This is a genomic window from Pseudonocardia oceani (assembly GCF_019263585.2).
Lineage (GTDB): Bacteria > Actinomycetota > Actinomycetes > Mycobacteriales > Pseudonocardiaceae > Pseudonocardia > Pseudonocardia oceani.
This window is the reverse complement of the sequence record NZ_JADQDF010000001.1, coordinates 1,675,414-1,696,283: the sequence shown is the minus strand read 5'-3', so window position 1 is coordinate 1,696,283 and position 20,870 is coordinate 1,675,414. Positions and strand designations below refer to the sequence as shown.

Sequence of the window (20,870 nt, the reverse complement as noted above, 5' to 3'; positions counted from 1 at the left end):
GTCCCGCTGTGAAGACCCTGGCCGGCGCGGCCGTGCTCGTCGCGCTCGCGGTATGGGTCGGCACCGACGCCGTGGTGGACGGGCTGGCCGCGATCGACGCCGCCGCGGTGCTCGTCGCGCTCGCCGTCGGCCTGCTCACGACGCTGTGCGCCGCCGGCCGCTGGTGCCTCGTTGCGCGGGGGCTGGGGGTGGCGCTGCCGTTCGGCACGGCCGTCGCCGACACCTACCGGGCCTCGTTCCTCAACTCGGTCCTGCCCGCGGGCGTGCTCGGCGACGTCCACCGCGCCGTCCGCCACGGCCGCGACGACGGGCGCGGGCTGCGCGCGGTCGTGCTGGAGCGCACGGCCGGGCAGGTCGTGGTCGTCGTCGCGGGGCTGGCGGTGCTGCTCGCCCGCCCGGTGCTGCTGGGCGGCCTGCTCCCGGCGCTGGGCGCCGGGCTCGCGCTGCTCGGGACCGTGGCCCTCGTCGCGTGGCGGGTGCCGCGGGTGCGGGCCCTGCTGGGCGCGGCGGCGTCGGACGTCCGGGTGCTCGCGCGGCGCACCGGACCCGCGGTCGTCGCCCTCTCGCTGACGGCGCTGGCCGGGTACCTCGCCCTGTTCGTCGTGGCCGCGCGCGCCGCGGGCGCCACGGCGCCGGTGGGGGAGCTGCTGCCGCTGCTGGTGCTGTCGCTGTTGGCGATGGTGCTGCCGCTCACCGTCGGCGGGTGGGGGCCGCGCGAGGCCGTCGGCGCCGTCGCGTTCTCCGCGGCCGGCCTCGGCGCGGCGCAGGGGCTCACCGCCGCCGTCGTCTACGGGGTGCTCGGCATGATCGCGTGCCTGCCCGGGCTCGGGGTGGTGCTGCTCGCCCGGGCACCCCGCCGCGCGGTCGTGCCGGAGCCGGTCCCGTGCTGATCCTCGTGCGCCACGGCCAGACCGTGGCCAACGCGCGCGGCCTGCTCTGCGGGCACGCCGACCACCCGCTCACCGAGCTGGGCTGCCGACAGGCGCAGGCGCTGGCCGCGGCGCTGCCCCGGCCCGCGCGGATCCTCACGAGCCCGCTGGGCCGCGCCCGGCAGACCGCCGCCGTGCTCGCGGGGGAGCGCCCCGTCGAGGTCGACGAGCGCTGGATCGAGATGGACTACGGCCGCCTCGACGGCGCCGTCCCCACCGACGTCGACGGCGGCACCTGGTCGCGCTGGCACACCGACCCCGACTTCGCGCCCCCGGGCGGGGAGTCGCTGGCCGCCGTGGGGCAGCGGGTGCGGGCGGCGTGCCTCGACCTCGCCGCGGACGCCGCCCGCGGCGACGTCGTCGTCGTCAGCCACGTCTCGCCGATCAAGGCGGCCGTGGCGTGGGCGCTGGGCGTCGGCGACACCGCGGTGTGGCGACTGTTCCTGGGCGACGCCGCGGTGTGCCGGATCGACACGAGCGCGCCGGTCCCCGTGCTGGGCTGCTTCAGCTCGCCCTCCTGACGGTCAGCGGAGCCGCGCGTACACGTCCCCGGAGCGGCCGAGCGGTCGGTGGCGGTCGAGCACCGCGCGCAGGCCGTCGGCGTCGAGCCAGGCGTCGGAGGCGAACCGCAGGGTCTCCACCGGCGAGTAGTTGTAGGCGTAGTCACCCAACCCGTCGACGAGGTCGAGCGCGGCCAGCGCGGCGTCGTGCGCGGGCGGCAGGTACTCGAACGACAGCGCGCGCACCGGGCGGCTCAGGCCGCGCAGCACGTCGAGCTCGAAGCCCTCGACGTCGATCTTGCAGAAGACCGGCTCGCCGTGCTCGGCCACCAGCGCGTCCAGCGTCGTCACGGGGACCTCGATCGACCTGTCCCAGCGCACCCGGGAGAACCCGGCGTCGCGCCCGACGGTGCCGACCCAGTCCGGCGACATCGACGAGACCGTCGGCGTCGCGCTCGACAGCCCCAGCCGCGCGGTGCCCGGCGCCGCCCCGACCGCGACCGGCGCGATCGTCACGCCCGCGTCGCGGCCGAACAGCAGGCGCAGGACGCGCAGGCAGTCGGGCTGCGGCTCGATCGCGACGACGTGCGCGCCGAGCTTGCGCCACGCCCGGACGCGGCTGCCGACGTGCGCGCCCACGTCGAACGCGACGTCGCCGGGACCGAGGAACCGCCCGTAGAACGCCACCAGCCGCCGGTGGCGCCCCGGGATGCCGTGGTACATCGCGAGCGAGCGGACGATGCCGCGCAGGCGCGCGAGGGGCGCGTCAGCCAACGACGTCACCCCACACGGCCGCCGCGCCGCTGTGCCCGGCCAGCGACACGACGACGAGTGCGACGAGACCGGCGAGCGCGGCCAGCACCCCGGCGACCCGCGCCGCCCGCTCCCGCCGCCGCCACGCGAGCCCGACCGCGGCGACGGCCAGCAGCGCGAACGGCCACGCGACGAGCACGGTGAGCGTGCCGAGGCGCTCGTGCTCGTCGATCACCGGCTGGAAGCCCGGGGTGATCTCGATGGCCTCCTCCAGCTGCTGGCCGGCGAGGCGCGCCAGCACGGCCGACACGGCCCCGCCCAGGGCGGCGAGCGCGACGAGCGGGCCGTAGGGCCGCGCCCAGGACGGGCGCACCGCGACCGCCACCGACCCCGCGGTCGCGAGGGGCAGCAGCACGACGACGGCGTGGACGAGGAGCGGGTGGGCGGGCACGCCCAGGACGGTGAGCACCGCGGCAGTGTGGTGGACGCGCGGAACATCGTCCACGATCGGTGTGTTCGGGATAGAGCAACGACCTTTGGAGGTTCGCACCATGACCGACACGGCCATCCTCGCGGGCGGGTGCTTCTGGGGTGCCCAGGAGCTGCTGCGCAAGCGCCCCGGCATCGTCTCGACCCGCGTCGGCTACTCCGGCGGGGACACCCCGAACGCGACCTACCGCAACCACGGCGACCACGCGGAGGCCGTCGAGGTCGTCTACGACCCCGATGTCATCTCCTACCGCGAGATCCTGGAGTTCTTCTTCCAGATCCACGACCCGTCCACGAAGGACCGGCAGGGCAACGACGTGGGCCGCAGCTACCGCTCGGCGATCTACTACACGAGCGACGAGCAGAAGCGGATCGCCCTGGACACGATCGCCGACGTCGACGCATCGGGCATCTGGCCCGGCCGCGTCACCACCGACGTCGCCCCCGCCGGTGCGTTCTGGGAGGCGGAGGAGGAGCACCAGGACTACCTGCAGAAGTACCCCTACGGCTACACCTGCCACTTCGTGCGGCCCGACTGGGTGCTGCCCCGCCGCGAGGCCACGGCCCGCTGACGCAGAGCGTCAGCAGCCGGATCGCACCTGCCCGACGGGCGTCATCACGCTGACGCACCGCGGCGCGCTCGACTGCGCCACCGGTGCGCCGGCGGCGCCCACGGGGAGGCCCACCGGCAGGCTGCTCGCGCCGACGGGGCCGGGCACGTCGACCACCACGCAGCCGGCCGGTGCGCTGGCCGACCCGACGCTGACCTGCACGCCCGGCACGGTCACGTCGACGCACCGGTCCGGCGCGCTGCTGCCGGCCACCGGGAGGCTCGACGCCTGCACCGGGGCGGTCTCGTGACCGACCAGCGACAGCGCGGCGGTCACCCCGCCGGACGTGGCCAGCACGGCGCCGACGGCGAGCACCAGCGCGCTCTCGGCGAGGGTCCTGCGGGCGATCTTCACGGTTCCTCCATCGGTGGTGCGGGGTGGGAGACGGCGCAGACCACCAGGAGCAGCGGCAGCACCGGGATGTGCCAGAGGAAGTCCGCGGTGCTGTGCACCGCGAAGGCGGCGAGGAGCGCGAGCACGGGCGGCCCGGCGGCGGTGCGCCACCGCCGGACCGCACCCGCGGCGAGCGCGCCCAGCGCCGCCACCGCGAGACCCAGGCCGACGACACCGGTCTCGGCCGCGGTCTGCAGGTACTCGTCGTGGGTGTACTGCGCCTGCACCAGCGTCCCGGTGTGGTCGAGGTAGACGAGGTCGAGCCGCCCGGGGCCGGTGCCGGTCAGCGGCGCGGCCAGGAACTGCTCGGCGGTGACGCGGCGGAGGTCGTCGCGCTCGGCGGAGGTCGTGGAGAGCCGGGTCGAGGCGATGCCGGTCAGCGTGCTCGCCGGCACGGCCAGGACGACGGTGGCGGCCGCGGCGACCACCAGCACCACTGCGACCCTCCGGCGCAGGAGCAGGATCCCCGTCCCGCACGCCAGACCGGCCGGCGCGGCGAGCGGCTGCGGTCCGGCGGCGGCGGGCAGGGCGGGCAGGAGCCCGGCGGCGGCCACGGCCACGGCCGGCAGCACCGGCCACAGCGGGCGCAGCCGCGCCCGGTGTGGGCCCGAGGCGAGCAGCACCAGCACCCCGACGCCGAGCGTCACCAGCCCGGCCCGGCTCATCGTGGCCACCAGCCCGAGCAGCAGCACCGATACCGTGACGAGCGTGGTCCGGCGCCGCGCGGGCAGGACCGTGACGGCGAGCAGCAGCGCGAGCACGAGGAACGCCGCCGCCGCGTTGGCGTAGGTCAGCGTCGAGGACGCCCGCCACAGGCCCGACGACACCAGCGCCAGCGGCTCGACGTGCAGGGCGACACCGGCCCAGCCCGTCCCCGCGACGACGACCCCGCAGGTCAGGACCACGGCGTGCAGGACCCGGCGGCCGGCGGCGTCGAGACCGGACGCGGTCCAGGCCGAGGCGGCGAGTCCGCAGAGCAGCGCCGCGGCGGGAACGCCGCCGGCGGCGTCGCCGTGCCGCAGCGCGAGCCCGACCGACCAGACGGCGAGGCCCAGCAGCGCCGCCACGCAGACCGCGACCGGCCGCGGGACCTCCCGCCGGACCCGGGCGCGCGCCACGGCCGCGACCGCCACGAGCAGCAGGACCGTCACGGCGTCGCCGGTGGGGAAGCCGCCGCGGCTGAGGACGCCGAACACGAGCGCGCTGCCCAGCCCGAGGACGAGCAGCCCGTCGCGCTGCGTCCGGTCGCGCTGCGTCGTCGTCGTGACGTCCGTCGTGGTCATCGGTCCACCCCCCCTGCCGGCGGCGCCAGTGTGCGGCGGCGGTGGGGAGCGGACGACCGACCGCACCCGAACGTGTGGCGGCGCAAGGGGGACGGCGGTCGACAACGGGTGACGTCGCCGGGTGGCGGGCCGGGTTCCGGCCCCGCGCCGGGTCAGGAGTGGTCGTCGGCGGCGGCAGGTCGCTACCGACGGTGACCGACGAGCGGGTGCCGCGCCGGGACGCGGACCCGCCCTGCCCGGGTGGTCAGGTGCCCGGTGGTCAGGTGCCGGGCGCGATGAAGAACTCGAGCGCGATGTTGTCGGGGTCGCGGAACGAGATGCCGCTGCCGTAGCTCGCCTTCTTGATGCCGCCGTGCTCGATGCCCAGCGCCGTCAGGCGGGCGGCCCACTGCTCCAGGGCGACGAAGCCGGGGAGGGCGAAGCCGATGTGGTCGAGGCCCGTGCGGCGCTCGTCGGCCGGCTCGCCGCTCTCCGCGCCCATGTGCGTGTGCAGGCCGAACAGCATGCCGCCGTCGAGCGCGAACACCGTGTGGTGGAACGTGCCCGACTCCTCGTCCTCGTCCAGGACCGGCTCGGAGCCGAAGAGGTTCGTGTACCAGGCCGTGCTGCGCGCCAGGTCGGTCACGGTGATCGCGACGTGCTGGATGCCGGGGAAGGGCGCCATGGGTGCTCCTCGTCGTCGAGGCGGATGCGGGACTGCCGGGCCAGCATGATCGTGCCGTCGCCGCGGGGGCAACCGTGGGCGCGTCGAGCACAATCTTGATTCATTCAAGGAAGTGCGCCATAGTTCGCCCGTGCCCACGCCGACGGAACTCGAACACCGGCTGCGGGCGGCGGCACTGCGCGTCACGCGCCAGCGGGTGGCGGTGCTCTCCGCCGTGCACGACCATCCGCACGCCGACACCGATTCGATCATCGGGGTCGTGCGGGAGCAGCACGGTGAGGTGTCGCACCAGGCCGTCTACGACGTCCTGCGGGTCCTCACCGACGCCGGCATCGTCCGGCGCATCCAACCGCGGGGTTCCCTCGCGCGCTACGAGTCGCGGGTCGACGACAACCACCACCACGTCGTCTGCCGTTCGTGCGGGGTGATCGCCGACGTCGACTGCGCCGTCGGCACCACGCCCTGCCTCACCGCGTCCGACGACCACGGCTTCGAGATCGACGAGGCCGAGGTCGTCTACTGGGGCCTGTGCCCCGGCTGCTCCACGTCCCACCACCTTGATCAGGAAGAGAAGCCCCGTGTCTGACGACCAGGCCCAGGCGAGCGACCACGAGACGGTCGAAGCCGACATGAACACCTCCGAGGCGGGAGGGTGCCCCGTGCACTCGGGCCGCCTCGGACACCCCACCGAGGGCGCTGGCAACACCGACTGGTGGCCGAACCAGCTCAACCTGAAGATCCTGCGCAAGCACACGAAGGCGTCCGACCCGATGGACGGCGACTTCGACTACGCCGCGGCGTTCGCGAGCCTCGACCTCGACGCGCTCGCGGCCGACGTCGACGCGGTCCTCACGACCTCGCAGGACTGGTGGCCCGCCGACTTCGGCCACTACGGCGGCTTCATGGTCCGCATGGCGTGGCACAGCGCGGGCACCTACCGCGTCGAGGACGGCCGCGGCGGCGCGGGCGCGGGCATGCAGCGCTTCGCCCCGCTCAACAGCTGGCCGGACAACGGCAACCTGGACAAGGCCCGCCGCCTGCTGTGGCCGGTCAAGCAGAAGTACGGCAAGACGATCTCCTGGGCCGACCTCATGGTCTTCACGGGCAACCGCGCCCTGGAGACGATGGGCTTCACGACCTTCGGCTTCGCCGGCGGCCGCGCCGACGTGTGGGAGCCCGACGAGGACGTCTACTGGGGCCCGGAGCGCACCTGGCTGGGCGACGAGCGCTACACCGGAGACCGCCAGCTCGAGAAGCCGCTCGGCGCCGTCCAGATGGGCCTGATCTACGTCAACCCCGAGGGCCCCAACGCCAACCCCGACCCGCTCGGCTCGGCGCGCGACATCCGCGAGACCTTCGGCCGCATGGCGATGAACGACGAGGAGACCGTCGCGCTCATCGCGGGCGGGCACACCTTCGGCAAGACCCACGGTGCGGCCGACCCCGACCAGTACGTCGGTGCCGAGCCCGAGGGCGCGCCCATCGAGCAGCAGGGCATGGGCTGGAAGCAGGGCTTCGGCTCCGGCAAGGGCCGCGACACGATCACCTCCGGCCTCGAGGTCACCTGGACCGACGAGCCCACCAGGTGGACGAACAAGTACTTCGAAAACCTGTTCGGGTACGAGTACGAGGTCACCAAGAGCCCGGCGGGTGCCTGGCAGTGGGTGGCCAAGGACGGCACCGGGGACAACAAGATCCCGGACCCGGAGACCGGTGAGCTCAACCGGCCCGTCACGATGCTGACCAGCGACCTCGCGCTGCGCGTCGACCCGGTCTACGAGGCGATCTCGCGCCGCTTCTACGAGAACCCGGACCAGTTCGCCGACGCGTTCGCCCGCGCCTGGTACAAGCTGACCCACCGCGACATGGGCCCGAAGCAGCGCTACCTCGGCCCGCTCGTCCCGGCGGAGGACCTGCTCTGGCAGGACCCGGTGCCCGCCCGCGGCGACTACACCCTGTCCGACGCGGACGTCGCCGCGCTCAAGGCGTCGATCCTGGACTCGGGCCTCACGGTCTCGCAGCTCGTCTCGACCGCCTGGGCCTCGGCCTCGACGTTCCGGATCAGCGACAAGCGGGGCGGCGCCAACGGCGGCCGCATCCGCCTCGAGCCGCAGAGCACCTGGGAGGTCAACGGTCCCGACGAGCTCGCGCAGGTCGTCCGGGTGCTGGAGGGCGTGCAGTCGTCCTTCGGCAAGCCGGTCTCCTTCGCCGACCTCGTCGTCCTCGGCGGCGTCGCCGCCGTCGAGAAGGCCGCCCGCGACGCCGGGCACGCCGTCACCGTCCCCTTCACCCCGGGGCGCACCGACGCCACCCAGGAGCAGACCGACGTCGAGTCGTTCTCCTACCTGGAGCCGACCGCGGACGGCTTCCGCAACTACCGGGGCAAGGGCCACCGGCTCCCGGCGGAGTACCTGCTCGTCGACCGGGCGAACCTGCTCGGCCTGACCGCGCCGGAGCTCACGGTCCTCGTCGGCGGCCTGCGCGTCCTGGGCGCCAACGCCGGCGGCTCCACCGCCGGTGTGTTCACCGACGCGCCCGGCACCCTCACCAACGACTTCTTCGTGAACCTGCTGGCGATGGACACGCAGTGGTCGTCGGTGGCCGGCGACGACGACTCGTTCGAGGCGCGCGACGCCTCGGGCGCGGTCGTCTGGACCGGCACGCGCGCCGACCTGGTCTTCGGCTCGAACTCCGAGCTGCGGGCCGTGGCCGAGGTCTACGCCAGCGACGACGCCAAGGAGAAGTTCGTCCGCGACTTCGTCGCCGCGTTCGACAAGGTCATGAACCTCGACCGCTACGACGTCGCCTGATCCCACCACCACACGGGACCGGCCCGGCCACCTCGGCAGGGCCGGTTCCGTGCGTCCGGGGGGTCTACGCCGCGGCCGGCGCGCCGGCCCGCCGCTCCGCCGTCGTCCCGGCGAGGACGGACACCGCGATGAGCACCCACAGCAGGCCCCAGACGGCGAGCGCCCACAGCCCGAGGGGGGCGGGCGGCCCGCCCGACACGATGATCGCCGGCGTCATCACGAGGAACACGTAGGCGCCGAGCGCGAGCACCGTCCACCGGTGCCACCCGGTCAGCAGGCCGGTGCGGACCACCGCGATCCCGGTCAGGACCAGACCGAGCCCGGTGAGGTTCGGCCCGACGGCGAACAGGGTCATGCTGAGGTCCGGGGCGGCCAGCAGCGTCCACTCGGCCACCGCGAGCGCCAGCTGCCCCAGCACGGCGAGCCCGACGCCGACGCGCGCGAGCAGCCCGGAGCCGGCCGCCCCGCTCACGGCGACGGCCAGGAGCACGGCGAGCTCGCCCAGGTGCACCACGCCGCGGGCCAGGTACGACCACGCCGGGTCGGGCATCCCGAGCAGCAGCGCGAACGCGTAGAGGGCGCCCAGGCCGGCGAGCGCGGCGCCGGCGGACGCCAGGACCCGGGCGTTCACGACGACGTCCCCGGGGCGACCGGCTCGAACGCCGTGACGTCGGTCGAGGGGTCCGGACGCACCCCGGCCCGCTCGAACGCGGGGAACAGACGCTCGGCGGCGAACCGGTCGGCGTCGGCGCGGGAGTCCCAGACGTCGACGACGACGAGCCGCCCGTCGGCCGTCCCGACGTGGTGGCCGAGCCGCCCGGGCACGGCGGCGGGGCCCAGCTCGCGCTCGACCCGCTCGTAGTCGGCGAGCCCTTCCGGCCCGCGGGTGATGTGGACGTAGGTCATCGGGTGCTCCTGGTGCCGCGTCGGGTGGGGACGCCGGGAACGCTAGGGACGCGCGGCCGCGGGGGCGCCGGGCGAAGTACTCAACCGGCTACTCATCCCCGCCGCTCCCCGCGCGCGACCACCCACGCCGCGACCTGGCTGCGGTTGGTGAAGCCCAGCTTGGTGAGGATGTGCTGGACGTGGTTGCCGACCGTGCGGGTCGACAGGACGAGCGCGTCGGCGATCTCGCGGTTGGACCGGCCCAGCGCCACGAGGTCGGCGATCTCCTGCTCGCGCGGCGTTAGCGGGCCCGCGCCGCCGCCCAGCAGGGCGTCGATGCGCCGGACCCAGGGCGCCATCCCCATCCGCTGCGCGTCCGGGCGGACCCGGGACAGCAGCGCCCGCGCCGCGTCGGGCTCCCGCCGGCGCAGCCGGACCGCGGCGAGCTCGCAGGCCGCCTCCACGGCGAACCCCGGGGCGCCGATCCGCTCGCTCGTGGCCAGGGCGTCGGCGAGCAGGGCGGCGGCGTCGTCGAGGTCGCCCAGTGCGGAGGCGCACCGGCCCAGGACCAGGTCGACGGGACCGAGGTAGCTCGCGGTGCCGCCCCCGCCCACGAGGTGCCCGGACCGCCGGTCCCGCAGCGCCGCGCGGAACCAGGCCACGTCGTCGGGGAGGTCGAGCAGGACGGCGACGCCGGCGCCGGCGGCCAGCGCGGGCAGGAGGAAGTAGGGCGGGACGTCCCAGTCGCGGGGCGGCCCGGTGAGCCGGTAGAGGTGCGCGGCCTCGTCGAGCCGGCCGCTCTCGGCGAGCGCCAGTGCGGGACCGAGCCGGCTGAACAGCGCCGTGCGGACGTCGCCCGGGTCGACGAACGTGCCCCCGGGCGGCCCGAACGTCTCCTCGGCGTACCCGGCGTGGTGGCCGATCGCGCCGAGCAGGGACAGGCGGGTGCCCAGCGCGGCCGGGTGGCCGGTGCCCGCCACCGCCCGGAAGCCCTCGTCGCCCAGCTCGCGGGCCCGGTCGAGCTCGCCGCGCGCCTGCGCCAGCGCCGCCCGCACGACCGAGAGGTGCCAGGCCGCGAACGGGCTGCGCTGCTGCTCGACGCACCAGGCCAGGGACGTGGCCTCGGCGGCGACCCGGGCCAGGTCCCCGCGCTCGAAGGCCACGTCGACGGCCCACAGCCGCCCCCACATCTCGACCGCAGGCCGGCGCAGCCGCTCCCCGAGCGCGGTCATCCGGGTGGCGAGGTCGGCCCGCACGGCGGTGTGGTCGGGCCCGCTGCACGTGAGCTGGCGGGCGCGGAGGGCGGCGACGAGCGCGTCGCCGTCCCCGCTCGGTTCGGCCAGCTCCAGGGCCCGTGCCGCCGGTTCGACGGCCGCCGCGGGCTCGCCGCCGTACACGAGGGCCTCGGCCAGGCGGGCCAGCAGCCGCGCGCGGCGCGCCGGGCCCGCGTCCGGGTCGTCGAGGGCGCGCCGGCACCAGGTGCGCACGCTGCGGTCCCAGCTGCCGTCGCCGACCGCGTCCAGCGTCAGCGCCGCCTCCGCGACGAGGTCGAGGCGCCCGGCGTCCTCGGCCAGCGCGACGGCCTCCCGGCACGCGGCCAGCGCCTCCGCGAACCGCCCGGACGCGACCTGCGCCGCGGCGAGCCCGAGGAGCAGCCCCGCCCGCTCGTCGGCGGCGAGCGCGGGACCGCCGCAGTGCAGGGCCGAGGTCCACAGCCGCGCCGCCTCCTCGTGGGCCAGCGCGTGGGTGGCGTCCTGCGCGGCGCGCCGCGCCCACGCGACGGCGGGCTCCCGCTCGCCGGTGACCGCGACGGCGGCCCAGTGGCGGGCGATGTCGGCCGACACCCGCGGCAGGCCGTCGCGGTGCAGGTCCTCCAGCGCCCGTGCGGCCCGCACGTGCAGGACGACGGCCCGCTGCAGCGGCGTCGTCGCGTCCAGCGCGGTGCGCACCAGTCCGTGGGAGAAGCGGAACCGCCCGCCGCCCGCGTCGTGCAGCAGGCCCGCGGCCAGGGCGTCGCCGACGGCGGGCAGGCACGCCGACGTCGGGAGGTCGAGCAGCCGGGCGACGACGGTCAGCTCGAACTCCTCGGCGAGCAGCGCCGCCGCGCCGAGCAGCCGCTGGGCGTCGGGGGGGAGGCGCCGTACCCGCGCCGCGACGATCTCGGCGAGGTCCGCGCGGGCGGGCGCGGTGCCCGCGGCGATCAGCCGGCCGAGCTCGCGCAGGAACAGCGGGTTGCCGCCGCTCGCGCGGGTCGCCTCGCGCACCTCGCCGTCGTCGAGGTCGCGGCCCGCCGATGCGCGCAGGACGTCGGCGACGGCGTCGTCGTCGAGGCCGTGCAGCGCCAGCCGCTCGACGTCCGGCCCGGACAGCAGGTCGGGCCCGACCCGCTCCCAGCCGGGCCCGGCCTCGCCGGTGCGGCGGGTGGCGCAGCAGACCGTCGCACCGCACGCCGGGTCGCGCAGCAGCGTGCGCAGGGCGAGCAGCGAGGGTTCGTCGACCCACTGCACGTCGTCGACGACGAGCAGGCAGGCCCCGTCGGCGGCGAGGGCGTCGCGCAGGTCGGCGAACAGTGCGAACCGGTCGCCGCCGGGGTCGGGCACCACCTCCGGCACGAGCTGGCGCCACAGCCAGAACGGGGGCGCGCCCTCCTCGGCGCCCTGCGCCCACCGGACGCGGACCGGCGTCGCGTCGGCGAACGCCCGCACCAGGCTGGTCTTGCCGATGCCGCCCTCGCCCTCGACCACGACGAGGCGGGGCCGGGGGAGCGCGCGGGGGTCGGCGGCGCCCCGCAGCGCGGCGAGCTCCGCGTCGCGGCCGAACAGCCTCTGTGGCACGGGTGGAGCCTACGATGCGAGGGCCCCCGCGCCCCCATCTCCGGAGTCGTCATGCCCCGTCCCAGCCGCTGGCCGGAGATCCTGCACGCCGCGGGGGAGGAGTTCCGCGACCACGGCTACGAAAACGCGACGCTGGAGGGCATCGGCGCGCGCGTCGGGATCCTCAAGGGCAGCATCTACAACTACGTCGGCGGCAAGGAGGAGCTGCTCCTCGCGGTCGTCGAGCAGCCCGCCCGGGCGCTGCTCGCCGAGCTGGAGCGGTTGCGCCAGGACACCGGCAGCTCCGTCGCGGTGCGGCTGCGCGAGCTGATCCGGATGCAGGTGCGGATCTTCAGCGAGTGGTACCCGGCGGCGTTCGTCTACCTGCGCCACATCGGGCACATGGAGCAGTCGCCCAAGTTCGCCGAGTTCCGCGAGATGGACGCCCGGTACATGGCGGCCGTCGAGGGGCTGCTGGCCGAGGGCGCCGCGTCGGGCGAGTTCTCGCTCCCCGCCGAGCCGCGGACGGTCGCGCGGGCGCTGGTCGGGATGCTCGACTGGATGCAGCACTGGTTCACCCCGCGCGGCGAGGCCGCCGACCTCGAGCTCGCCGACGAGGTGTTCGCGCTGGCCCTGGGCGGGCTCGTCGCGGGCGGCAGCATGCGGGCGCTGGCGCGCTCGATGCCGACGACGCCCTGACGCGGCCCGCTCAGGCGTCGAAGCGCACCGGGAACTCCCGCAGCCCCCGCGAGAGCAGCACCGGGTGCCACCGGTGCGCGTCGCCGTCGGGGCGCAGCCCGGGCAGCCGCTCCAGCGCGCGCGGGATGGCGACCGACGCCTCCAGCCGGGCCAGCGGTGCGCCCAGGCAGTAGTGCAGCCCGACGCCGAAGCCGAGCTGGCGGCCCTGGCGGCGGGTGACGTCGAGGCGGTCGGGGTCGTCGAAGACGGCCGGGTCGCGGTTGGCCGAGGACGGGCAGAGGAACACGCGGTCGCCGCGGCGCAGCGTGCGGCCACGCAGCTCGACGTCGCCGGCCATCAGGCGCGCCACCGTCTTGGCCGGGCCGTCGTAGCGCAGCAGCTCCTCGACCGTCCCGCCGATCAGCGACGGGTCGGCGTCGAGCAGGCGGCGCTGGTCGGGGTGGCGCAGCAGCGCGAGCAGGCCGTTGCCGATGAGGTTGGTCGTCGTCTCGTGGCCGGCGAACAGCAGCAGCACCCCGGTCGAGATGACCTCGTCGTGGCTCAGGGCGTCGTCGTCGTCGCGGGCGCTGACCAGCGCGGAGAGCAGGTCGTCGGCGGGCTCGCGCTCGTGCGCGCGCACCAGGTCGGCGAGGTAGGCCGTCAGCTCGGCCATGCCGTCGGCCCCGGCGGTGTGCCGGTTGGCGTCGCCCATCCCGCCGAAGACCAGTCCGGTGATGGCGTCGGACCAGTCCTTGAAGCGGTCGCGGTCCTGGCGGGGCACGCCGAGCATCTCCGCGATCACCGACGCGGTGAGCGGGTAGGCGTAGTCGCGGACCAGGTCGGTGCGGCCCGAGCCGTCGGCGGTGGCGGCGTCGAGCAGCTCGTCGGCGATCGCGATGATCCGCGGGCGCACCCGGTCGACCGCGCGCGGGGTGAACACGCGGCTCAGCAGCTTGCGCAGGCGGGTGTGGTCGGGCGGGTCCTTGAAGACCATCCAGTCCTCGAGGACGCCGAACGCCGCCCGCACCCCCGGGTCCGCGTCGGGGCCCTCCAGCTTCGCGCGGCGGTAGGGCGAGATGCGGTCGGAGGAGAAGCGCTCGTCGCGCAGGGCGGCCGAGACGTCGTCGAAGCGGGTGACGAACCACGACCGGTAGCGCTCGCTCCAGTGCACCGGGTCGTGCTCGCGCAGGGCCGCGAGCAGAGGGTAGGGGTCCCGGACCTCGTCCTCGCCGAGGAGGTCGGCGCGGGTGAGGTCGACCGACGCGCTCACGGGGCCTCCAGCACGGCGACGACGCAGGCGTTGCCGTCGAGGACCGACACCCCGCCGCCCATCGTCTCCACCAGGCCCAGCCGCGCGCCCTCGACCTGGCGCCCGCCGGCCTCCCCGCGCAGCTGCCACACGACCTCGGCGACCTGCGCGAGGCCGGTCGCCCCGAGCGGGTGACCGCGGGAGAGCAGCCCGCCCGACGGGTTGACGGGGTGCGCGCCACCGAGCGCGGTGACGCCCGCGGCCGCGGCCTCGCCCCCGTCGCCCGCCGGCACGAGCCCGAGCGCCTCGGTCGTGACGATCTCGCCGATGGTGAAGGCGTCGTGGACCTCGGCGAGGTCGACGTCGCCGGCGGCGGCCAGCCCCGCGGCGGCGTACGCGTCGGCGGCGGTGTCGCGCACGACGTCGTGGCCCCAGACGTGGGGGGAGCGGTGGTTCCACGGCGCGCCGGTGCGCAGCGCGATGCCGCGGACTCCCACCCCGCGCGAGCCGCGCCCGGCCGGGGCGAGCACGGCGGCCGCCGCGCCGTCGGAGGTCGGGCAGCACTGCAGCACGGTCAGCGGATCGGCGATCATGCGGGAGCCGAGCACCTCCTCGACGGTGTAGCGGCCGGAGTACTGCGCGCGCGGGTTGTGCAGGGCGTGCGCGTGGTTCTTCACCGACACCGCGGCGAGCTGCTCGGGCGTGACGGCGCCCAGGTGCAGGTAGCGGGCGGCGGCCATCGCGTAGAGGGCCGGGAGCGCCAGGCCCGAGCGGCCCTCCGGGTCGGTCGGCTCCGGCGTGATGGCCCCGGCGAACGCCGTGCTCATCTGCTCCAGCCCGAGCGCGAGCACGCGCCCGTAGCGGCCGGTGCGCACGGCCTCGTGCGCTTCGAGGAACGCGGTCGTGCCGCTCGCGCAGGCGTTCTCCACGGTGATCACCGGGATCCCGGTGACGCCCAGCGCCCGCAGCACCCGCTGCGCGACGCCGGCCGGGCCGAAGACGGTGCCCACCCAGACCGCGTCGACGTCGGTGACGCCGGCGTCGGCGAACGCCTCGCGCACGGCGTCCTCGGCCAGCGCGATGAGGTCGCGCCCGGGCTGGCGGCCGAAGTGGGAGGTGCCGACGCCGTGCACCGCGACCGCGCTCACGCGGACACCCCGCTCCCCAGCAGCTGGACGCGGACGTCGCCGTCGGGGGAGGGCGGGACCAGGCGCACGCGGCCCCCGATCGGCGCCGCCTCCGCCGTCGGCCACGAGCCGTCGACGACGTGGGCCAGGACGCGGGGTCCGTCGTCGAGGTCGACGTAGGCCAACGAGTAGGGCGGGACGCGGCCGGGGACCGGGATCCGCACGACCGTGGAGCTCCACACCACGCCCTCCGGGCCGAAGTCGGCGGGCTCGACCTCGCCGCGGCACGCGGGGCAGCGGGGCCAGTCGAACGCGGTGACCTCGGCGCAGGCCGTGCAGCGGCGCCCGGCGACGCGGCGGTGCCCGTCCGGGCCCGCCTGGACGCGGGGCCGCGGGTCGGCGGCGCTCGGCTGGGTCACGGTTCCTCCTGAGCGGGCGGCGATCGGCTCGGTAACCAAACCGCGGGTCGGACACAGCCTGACGGACGGTTCGTCGGACCGCAAGGGCGGCAGCACGCGTCCGGTGGTTGACAGCCGTAGGTGAGTGCCGCCACAGTTGCCGCACCAGGTAGCCGAACCGCGGTTTGCACTCGGACACGCCCACAGCAGGAGGACCGACCGATGAAGTTCGGGTTTTTCACCATGCCGGAACACCCCCCGATCGAGAACTGGACGCTGTCCTACGACCGCGACATCGCCGCGATCGTCGAGGCGGAGCGGCTCGGCTTCTCGGAGTTCTGGATCGGTGAGCACCACACCGGCGGCTACGAGAACGTGCCGGTTCCCGAGTACATGATCGCGAAGGCGTCGGCCGTCACCAGCCGCATCCGGCTGGGCACGGGCGTCGTCAACCTGCCCTACCAGGACCCGTTCATGGTGGCCGAGCGCCTCGCGTTCCTCGACCACCTCACGCACGGCCGCCTCGAGTACGGCTTCGGCGGCGGCGGGCTGCCCACCGACAAGGCGCTGTTCGGCCTGGAGCCCTCGGAGGCCGCGCCGCGCACCAACGAGGCGCTGGAGATCATCTGGCAGCTCCTCACCTCCGACGACCCGGTGACCTACGAGGGCGTGTACTGGAAGTACGAGAACCGCCAGCTCCAGGTCGGCCCGTACCAGGACGTCCCGCCGTTCGCGATCGCCGGCCTCACCGGCCTGCACAACTACGCCAGGTGCGGCGCCAACGGCTGGAAGCCGCTCAGCGTGCACTTCGCCCCGATCGACAACGGCACCTACGACCTCGCCCCCGACCTGGTCGGGATGGGCAGGGCGATGCTGGAGGCCGGCGCGGCGTCGGGCATCGACCCCGCCGTCACCCGCGACAACTGGCGCGTCGTGCGCGAGGTCTACGTGACCGACGACAAGGACCAGGCGATGCGCGACATCCGCGAGGGCGTCAAGCGCTCCTACGACTACCTGTTCGGCCTCGGCCTCGGCGCCCTGATGAAGAAGGGCGAGGGCATGGAGGACCCCGACCTCACCTTCGAGTGGATGGTCGACAACATCCCCTGGATCATCGGGAGCCCGGACGACTGCATCCGCCAGGTCAAGGAGTTGGAGGAGGCCACCGGCGGCTTCGGCACGCTGCTGATCAACTGCCGCGACTGGGTCACCACCGACAAGTGGAACCGCTCGCTGGAGCTGTTCGCGCGCTACGTCACGCCGCAGTTCACCGCCCGCGAGCGCATGGCCCGGCGCCAGCACATGGCCAACGTGGCGCTCGGCATCGCCTGATGGCGGCGGCGATGAACAGGCTCGAGGGCAAGGTCGCCGTCATCACCGGCGGCGTGCAGGGCATCGGCCGCGCGGTGGCGCTGCGATGCGCCTCCGAGGGCGCCGCCGTCGTGGTCGGCGACCTGCAGGACGACGACTCGACGGCGCAGGAGATCGTCGCCGCCGGTGGCCGCGCCGTGCACATCACGATGGACGTGCGGCAGCGCGGCGACTGGAAGCGGCTCGTCGACGAGGCCGTCGGCGGGTTCGGCGGGCTGCACCTGCTGGGCAACATCGCCGGCGTCACCAACACCCTGGGGCCCGACAACGTCGTCGACCTCGACGACGCCGGCTGGGACCACGTCATCGGCACCGACCTCCGCGGCGTCTGGCTGGGCATGCAGGCCGCCATCCCGCGGATGCTCGACGGCGGGGGCGGCAGCATCGTCAACATCGGGTCGATGGCCGCGCTCAAGGGGCTGGAGAACCTCGCCGCCTACTCCGCGGCCAAGGGCGGGGTCGTCAGCCTGACCCAGCAGGTGGCCATGGAGTACAGCCCGCGCGGGATCCGCGTGAACTGCATCTGCCCCGGCACGATCGACACGCCCATCCTGGCGGGCATCACCGACGGCATGCGGGAGAACTTCGTGGCGGCGCACATGATCCCGCGCCTGGGGAGGGCGGAGGACATCGCGGCGGCGGCCGCGTTCCTGTTCTCCGACGACGCGAGCTTCTGCACGGGTCAGTCGATGCCCGTCGACGGCGGCTGGAACGCCAAGGGGAGTGCCGGATGACGGACCTGTCGGGACAGACCGTGGTCGTGACCGGAGCGGGCAGCGGGATCGGGAAGGCGATCGCGGCGGCGCTGCTCGCGGGCGGCGCGAACGTGGTCTCGCTGGAGGTCTCGGCGGAGAACATCGAGGCGGCGACGAAGGAGCTGGACGGGGGCGCCCACCTGGCCTGGTACGAGGGGTCGGTGGCCGTCGCCGCCGACGTCGAGGCGACCTTCGCGCTCGCCGCCGAGCGCTTCGGCCCGGTGCGGTACCTGGTCAACAACGCGGGCACGGCGTCGCTCTCGCTCGTCGTCGACACGTCCGAGGACGACTGGGACCTCATCGTCGACACCTGCCTCAAGGGCACGTTCCTGTGCACGAGGGCGTTCGCGCGGCAGGCGATCGCGGCGGGCACGGGCGGGGCGATCGTCAACATCGCCTCGCTCAACGCCGTCGCGGCCACCGACGGCCTGGGCCACTACTGCGCGGCGAAGGCCGGGATCATGCAGTTCACCCAGGTCTGCGCCGGGGAGCTGGGGCGCCACGGCATCCGGGCCAACTCGATCGGGCCCGGCACCGTCAATACCCCGCTGGGCGCCGGGTTCACGGTCGGGCAGATCGGCCAGGAGTTCCTCGACCGCACGCTGGTCGCGCCGCCGCGGCACCAGGAGGCCTCCGACATCGCCGACGTCGCCCTGTGGCTCCTGTCGCCGGCCGCCGGCCGGATCACGGGCCACTTCGTGCCCGTCGACGGCGGACAGCACGTGCGGGGGCTGCACTCCTACTGGGACGTCGCCGAGGCGCAGGGCCTCGTCAGCCGCCCCTGACGGGCCGCCCGCACGGCGCCGGCACGACACGACGAGGAGCGGCATGACCAGCACGACCGGGCCGCGGGGCTACCCCCGCTACTGGGACGAGGAGCGCGAGACCCTCGCGCCCGCGCAGCGCGACCGCGTCATCCTGGAGCGGATGCAGCACCAGCTCCGCTACGCCTACGCCGAGCTGCCGTTCTACCGTCGGCTCTACGACGCGCACGGGTTCCACCCCGACCAGGTCAGCTCGATCGAGGACTTCACGACGAGGGTCCCGGTGATCACGAAGAAGATGCTGGTCGCCGACCAGCAGGAGCACCCGCCGTTCGGCAGCTACAGCCGCGCGGTGCCACCCGGGGAGATCGCGCGCATCCACGGCTCGTCGGGCACCTCGGGCGTCCCGACGATGTACGCGGTGTCGCGCACCGACTGGGAGCGCGCGGGCGACGTGCACGCCATGGCCCAGTGGTGCGCGGGCGTGCGGCCCGACGACATCGTGCAGGTCGGGTTCCCGTTCGGCCTGTTCTTCGGCGGCTGGGGCGTGGTGCAGGGCGCCGAGCGGATCGGCGCCACGCTGTTCCCGCTGGGCGTCACCGACTCCGAGAAGCACCTGGAGCTGATCTCCCGCCTCGGCTCCACGATCTTCAGCGCCACCCCGTCCTACTGCATCCACCTGCTGTCGGTGGCCGAGCGGATGGGCATCGACCTGCGGGAGAACACGGTCCGGCACCTGCTCGTGGGCGGCGAGCCGGGCGGCAGCCTGCCCGGCACCCGCACGATCATCGAGGAGGGCTGGGGCGCCACCGCGGCCGACGCCGGCTCGACCTCGGAGATGTACCCGTTCCAGACCAGCGTCGCCTGCACCGAGGGCACGGGCACGCACCTGTTCACCGACGAGGTCTACACCGAGGTCGTCGACGCGGCCGACCCGAACGCCCCGATCCCGGTCGGGCAGCGCGGCGCCGTCGTCTACACCCACCTCTGGCGCGACTCCCAGCCGATGATCCGCTTCGCCCCCGGCGACGAGACCTACCTCGCCACCGACCCGTGCCCGTGCGGGCGCACCTACCCGCGCCTGCCCGAGGGCATCCTCGGCCGCCTCGACGACATGCTGCTCATCCGCGGCGCCAACGTCTTTCCCAGCGCGATCGAGACCGCCCTGCGCAGCGTCCACGAGCTGGGCCCGGAGTTCCGCATCCTGGTCCGCCGGGTCGGCGCGCTCGACGAGCTGTGCGTGCAGGCCGAGCTCGGCCACACCGTCCGCGCCGAGCTCGCCGCCGCCGCGCCGGGGGAGGGCGACGCCCGCCGCGCCGACCTCGTCCGGCGGACGGAGGAGGCGCTGAAGCGGACGGTCGCCATCCGCGTCCCGGTCGAGCTGCTGGAGCCCGGGACGCTGCCGGAGACCACCTTCAAGGCCCGCCGGGTGGTCGACGAGCGCTGACGACCCAGGGTCAGAGCAGCCCGGCCTCCCGCGCGACGACGACGGCCCGGCCGCGGTTGTGGACGTCGAGCTTGCGCATCGCGCTGTGCAGGTAGGCCTTGACCGTGGGCACGGAGATGCCCAGCCCGTCGGCGATCTCGGCGTTCGTCGACCCGACCGCGACCAGCCGCAGGGCCTCGACCTCCCGCGGTGAGAGCGACGGGCCCTCGGCCGGGCGGGGAGGCTGCCCGGCCGGGCCGGCGAGGCCCTCGTGGATCCGCCGCAGCCGCGCGCGCAGCTCCGGGTCGGCCGTCGAGCGGGCGAGGGCGGCGAGCTCCTCGAGCGCGCCCGCGCCGAGCTCGCCGGCCCAGCGGGGCGTCGCGGTGGCCGGCACAGGGTGCCTGTCGAGCAGGGCGGTCACGTCGCGCGCGATGGTGGCCGCGACGACCCCCGCGTTCCGGACGGCCACGTCGCCGATCGGCGCGTCCTCGCGCACGGCGCCGTACAGGACGCCGCGCACCGTGCCGTGCACGAGCAGCGGGTAGGCGAGGATCGAGGTCAGGCGCTCGTGCTCGACGACGACGTGGTCGTAGTCGTGGGTGATGCCGGTGGTGGAGGCGTAGTCGGAGACCCGGCACGGCACCTTGCGGGCCATCGCGGCGCCGCCCAGGCCGCGGCCGGTGATGACGCTGAGCAGTCGCAGCGAGTCACCGAGCGTGCCGGCCAGGCGGTTGATCGTGAGCTGCTGTCCGTCGGGGGCCGAGCGGGTGCTGCCGCCGAACACCACGGGCAGCCCGGTCCGGCTGCGCAGGTCGTTCAGGCGCTGCGCCAGGACCCGGTCCACGGCCCGGGACACCGTGTCGTCGTCGAGCACGGCGGCCTCCTCCCGGTCGGGCGGGCGGGGCCCGCTGACGGCGTCGTCGCTGGTCCAACGAGTCAACGGCGCCGGAGTTGTGAGGCCTCTACCGACTT

At 75.1% G+C, this 20,870-nt stretch carries 22 protein-coding genes; 10 read left to right on the top strand and 12 right to left on the bottom strand.

Annotated elements, in window-relative coordinates; translation table 11 throughout:
- Positions 1-8: 8 nt before the first annotated feature.
- Positions 9-890, top strand: a complete 882-nt coding sequence (locus I4I82_RS08345; protein ID WP_218590182.1) for a lysylphosphatidylglycerol synthase transmembrane domain-containing protein — start codon at positions 9-11, stop codon at positions 888-890.
- Positions 884-1,450, top strand: a complete 567-nt coding sequence (locus tag I4I82_RS08340; RefSeq protein ID WP_218590183.1) for a histidine phosphatase family protein — start codon at positions 884-886, stop codon at positions 1,448-1,450. Before I4I82_RS08345 ends, I4I82_RS08340 begins: the two co-directional genes overlap by 7 nt.
- Before the next feature lie 3 nt (positions 1,451-1,453).
- Here the strand turns inward: I4I82_RS08340 and I4I82_RS08335 are convergent, their stop codons facing one another.
- Together I4I82_RS08335 and I4I82_RS08330 are read right to left on the bottom strand one after the other, a co-directional pair.
- Complete coding sequence (locus tag I4I82_RS08335) at positions 1,454-2,203, bottom strand: FkbM family methyltransferase (RefSeq protein ID WP_225920551.1); 750 nt, start codon at positions 2,201-2,203, stop codon at positions 1,454-1,456.
- The gene (locus I4I82_RS08330) at positions 2,196-2,651 is read right to left on the bottom strand and encodes a DUF2231 domain-containing protein (protein ID WP_218595605.1); all 456 of its coding nucleotides are present in this window, start codon (positions 2,649-2,651) and stop codon (positions 2,196-2,198) included. The genes I4I82_RS08335 and I4I82_RS08330 overlap by 8 nt, the downstream gene beginning before the upstream one ends.
- A gap of 82 nt (positions 2,652-2,733) precedes the next feature.
- On the opposite strand from I4I82_RS08330, the gene msrA reads away from it, so the two are divergent.
- Positions 2,734-3,243, top strand: coding sequence for a peptide-methionine (S)-S-oxide reductase MsrA (gene msrA / locus I4I82_RS08325; RefSeq protein ID WP_218590185.1), 510 nt, complete (start codon positions 2,734-2,736; stop codon positions 3,241-3,243).
- Between the two features lie 9 nt (positions 3,244-3,252).
- On the opposite strand, the gene I4I82_RS08320 is transcribed toward msrA, so the two are convergent.
- The 3 genes from I4I82_RS08320 to I4I82_RS08310 all read right to left on the bottom strand — a co-directional run bounded on the left by I4I82_RS08320 (position 3,253) and on the right by I4I82_RS08310 (position 5,622).
- Complete coding sequence (locus tag I4I82_RS08320) at positions 3,253-3,636, bottom strand: hypothetical protein (protein WP_218590186.1); 384 nt, start codon at positions 3,634-3,636, stop codon at positions 3,253-3,255.
- Positions 3,633-4,958, bottom strand: a complete 1,326-nt coding sequence (locus I4I82_RS08315) for an O-antigen ligase family protein (protein WP_218590187.1) — start codon at positions 4,956-4,958, stop codon at positions 3,633-3,635. The genes I4I82_RS08320 and I4I82_RS08315 overlap by 4 nt, the downstream gene beginning before the upstream one ends.
- Positions 4,959-5,217: 259 nt before the next feature.
- Positions 5,218-5,622 carry a VOC family protein gene (locus tag I4I82_RS08310; RefSeq protein ID WP_218590188.1) on the bottom strand — a complete coding sequence of 135 codons (405 nt, stop codon included), beginning with the start codon at positions 5,620-5,622 and terminating at the stop codon, positions 5,218-5,220.
- A gap of 130 nt (positions 5,623-5,752) precedes the next feature.
- On the opposite strand from I4I82_RS08310, the gene I4I82_RS08305 reads away from it, so the two are divergent.
- Positions 5,753-6,208 carry a Fur family transcriptional regulator gene (locus I4I82_RS08305; protein ID WP_218590189.1) on the top strand — a complete coding sequence of 152 codons (456 nt, stop codon included), beginning with the start codon at positions 5,753-5,755 and terminating at the stop codon, positions 6,206-6,208.
- A 43-nt stretch (positions 6,209-6,251) separates the two neighbouring features.
- Positions 6,252-8,432 (top strand): catalase/peroxidase HPI, encoded by a 2,181-nt coding sequence (gene katG, locus I4I82_RS08300; RefSeq protein ID WP_218590197.1) that lies wholly within the window; start codon positions 6,252-6,254, stop codon positions 8,430-8,432.
- Positions 8,433-8,496: 64 nt separating this feature from the next.
- Here katG and I4I82_RS08295 read toward each other — a convergent pair whose 3' ends face one another.
- The 3 genes from I4I82_RS08295 to I4I82_RS08285 all read right to left on the bottom strand — a co-directional run bounded on the left by I4I82_RS08295 (position 8,497) and on the right by I4I82_RS08285 (position 12,151).
- Positions 8,497-9,063, bottom strand: a complete 567-nt coding sequence (locus I4I82_RS08295; protein ID WP_218590190.1) for a hypothetical protein — start codon at positions 9,061-9,063, stop codon at positions 8,497-8,499.
- Positions 9,060-9,338 carry a hypothetical protein gene (locus I4I82_RS08290; protein WP_218590191.1) on the bottom strand — a complete coding sequence of 93 codons (279 nt, stop codon included), beginning with the start codon at positions 9,336-9,338 and terminating at the stop codon, positions 9,060-9,062. The genes I4I82_RS08295 and I4I82_RS08290 overlap by 4 nt, the downstream gene beginning before the upstream one ends.
- 92 nt (positions 9,339-9,430) lie before the next feature.
- Positions 9,431-12,151 carry a helix-turn-helix transcriptional regulator gene (locus I4I82_RS08285; RefSeq protein WP_218595604.1) on the bottom strand — a complete coding sequence of 907 codons (2,721 nt, stop codon included), beginning with the start codon at positions 12,149-12,151 and terminating at the stop codon, positions 9,431-9,433.
- 51 nt (positions 12,152-12,202) lie between these two features.
- Here I4I82_RS08285 and I4I82_RS08280 point away from each other — a divergent pair, with 51 nt between their 5' ends.
- The gene (locus I4I82_RS08280; RefSeq protein WP_218590745.1) at positions 12,203-12,829 is read left to right on the top strand and encodes a TetR/AcrR family transcriptional regulator; all 627 of its coding nucleotides are present in this window, start codon (positions 12,203-12,205) and stop codon (positions 12,827-12,829) included.
- A 10-nt stretch (positions 12,830-12,839) separates the two neighbouring features.
- Here I4I82_RS08280 and I4I82_RS08275 read toward each other — a convergent pair whose 3' ends face one another.
- The 3 genes from I4I82_RS08275 to I4I82_RS08265 are packed head-to-tail and all read right to left on the bottom strand — an operon-like array spanning position 12,840 to position 15,603.
- Positions 12,840-14,078, bottom strand: coding sequence for a cytochrome P450 (locus I4I82_RS08275; RefSeq protein ID WP_218590746.1), 1,239 nt, complete (start codon positions 14,076-14,078; stop codon positions 12,840-12,842).
- Positions 14,075-15,205: a thiolase family protein gene (locus tag I4I82_RS08270; protein ID WP_218590747.1), complete on the bottom strand. Its 1,131-nt coding sequence runs from the start codon at positions 15,203-15,205 to the stop codon at positions 14,075-14,077. Before I4I82_RS08270 ends, I4I82_RS08275 begins: the two co-directional genes overlap by 4 nt.
- Complete coding sequence (locus I4I82_RS08265) at positions 15,202-15,603, bottom strand: Zn-ribbon domain-containing OB-fold protein (RefSeq protein ID WP_218590748.1); 402 nt, start codon at positions 15,601-15,603, stop codon at positions 15,202-15,204. Before I4I82_RS08265 ends, I4I82_RS08270 begins: the two co-directional genes overlap by 4 nt.
- A 201-nt stretch (positions 15,604-15,804) precedes the next feature.
- Here I4I82_RS08265 and I4I82_RS08260 point away from each other — a divergent pair, with 201 nt between their 5' ends.
- The 4 genes from I4I82_RS08260 to I4I82_RS08245 are packed head-to-tail and all read left to right on the top strand — an operon-like array spanning position 15,805 to position 19,919.
- A complete protein-coding gene (locus I4I82_RS08260; RefSeq protein ID WP_218590749.1) occupies positions 15,805-16,914 on the top strand; it encodes an LLM class flavin-dependent oxidoreductase in 1,110 nt (369 codons plus the stop codon).
- A gap of 11 nt (positions 16,915-16,925) precedes the next feature.
- Complete coding sequence (locus I4I82_RS08255) at positions 16,926-17,687, top strand: SDR family NAD(P)-dependent oxidoreductase (RefSeq protein WP_225920549.1); 762 nt, start codon at positions 16,926-16,928, stop codon at positions 17,685-17,687.
- The gene (locus tag I4I82_RS08250) at positions 17,684-18,493 is read left to right on the top strand and encodes an SDR family NAD(P)-dependent oxidoreductase (protein WP_218590751.1); all 810 of its coding nucleotides are present in this window, start codon (positions 17,684-17,686) and stop codon (positions 18,491-18,493) included. The genes I4I82_RS08255 and I4I82_RS08250 overlap by 4 nt, the downstream gene beginning before the upstream one ends.
- A 43-nt stretch (positions 18,494-18,536) precedes the next feature.
- Complete coding sequence (locus tag I4I82_RS08245; RefSeq protein WP_218590752.1) at positions 18,537-19,919, top strand: phenylacetate--CoA ligase family protein; 1,383 nt, start codon at positions 18,537-18,539, stop codon at positions 19,917-19,919.
- 10 nt (positions 19,920-19,929) lie between these two features.
- On the opposite strand, the gene I4I82_RS08240 is transcribed toward I4I82_RS08245, so the two are convergent.
- Positions 19,930-20,772, bottom strand: coding sequence for a helix-turn-helix transcriptional regulator (locus I4I82_RS08240; protein WP_218590753.1), 843 nt, complete (start codon positions 20,770-20,772; stop codon positions 19,930-19,932).
- Positions 20,773-20,870: the final 98 nt, after the last annotated feature.

What these genes read in the sequence shown, in the direction of transcription:
- msrA (WP_218590185.1), top strand. Translation starts at nt 2,734, where the DNA reads ATGACCGACACGGCCATCCTCGCGGGCGGGTGCTTCTGGGGTGCCCAG.
- I4I82_RS08315 (WP_218590187.1), bottom strand. Translation starts at nt 4,958, where the DNA reads ATGACCACGACGGACGTCACGACGACGACGCAGCGCGACCGGACGCAG.
- I4I82_RS08310 (WP_218590188.1), bottom strand. Translation starts at nt 5,622, where the DNA reads ATGGCGCCCTTCCCCGGCATCCAGCACGTCGCGATCACCGTGACCGAC.
- katG (WP_218590197.1), top strand. Translation starts at nt 6,252, where the DNA reads ATGAACACCTCCGAGGCGGGAGGGTGCCCCGTGCACTCGGGCCGCCTC.
- I4I82_RS08290 (WP_218590191.1), bottom strand. Translation starts at nt 9,338, where the DNA reads ATGACCTACGTCCACATCACCCGCGGGCCGGAAGGGCTCGCCGACTAC.
- I4I82_RS08280 (WP_218590745.1), top strand. Translation starts at nt 12,203, where the DNA reads ATGCCCCGTCCCAGCCGCTGGCCGGAGATCCTGCACGCCGCGGGGGAG.
- I4I82_RS08260 (WP_218590749.1), top strand. Translation starts at nt 15,805, where the DNA reads ATGAAGTTCGGGTTTTTCACCATGCCGGAACACCCCCCGATCGAGAAC.
- I4I82_RS08255 (WP_225920549.1), top strand. Translation starts at nt 16,926, where the DNA reads ATGAACAGGCTCGAGGGCAAGGTCGCCGTCATCACCGGCGGCGTGCAG.
- I4I82_RS08250 (WP_218590751.1), top strand. Translation starts at nt 17,684, where the DNA reads ATGACGGACCTGTCGGGACAGACCGTGGTCGTGACCGGAGCGGGCAGC.
- I4I82_RS08245 (WP_218590752.1), top strand. Translation starts at nt 18,537, where the DNA reads ATGACCAGCACGACCGGGCCGCGGGGCTACCCCCGCTACTGGGACGAG.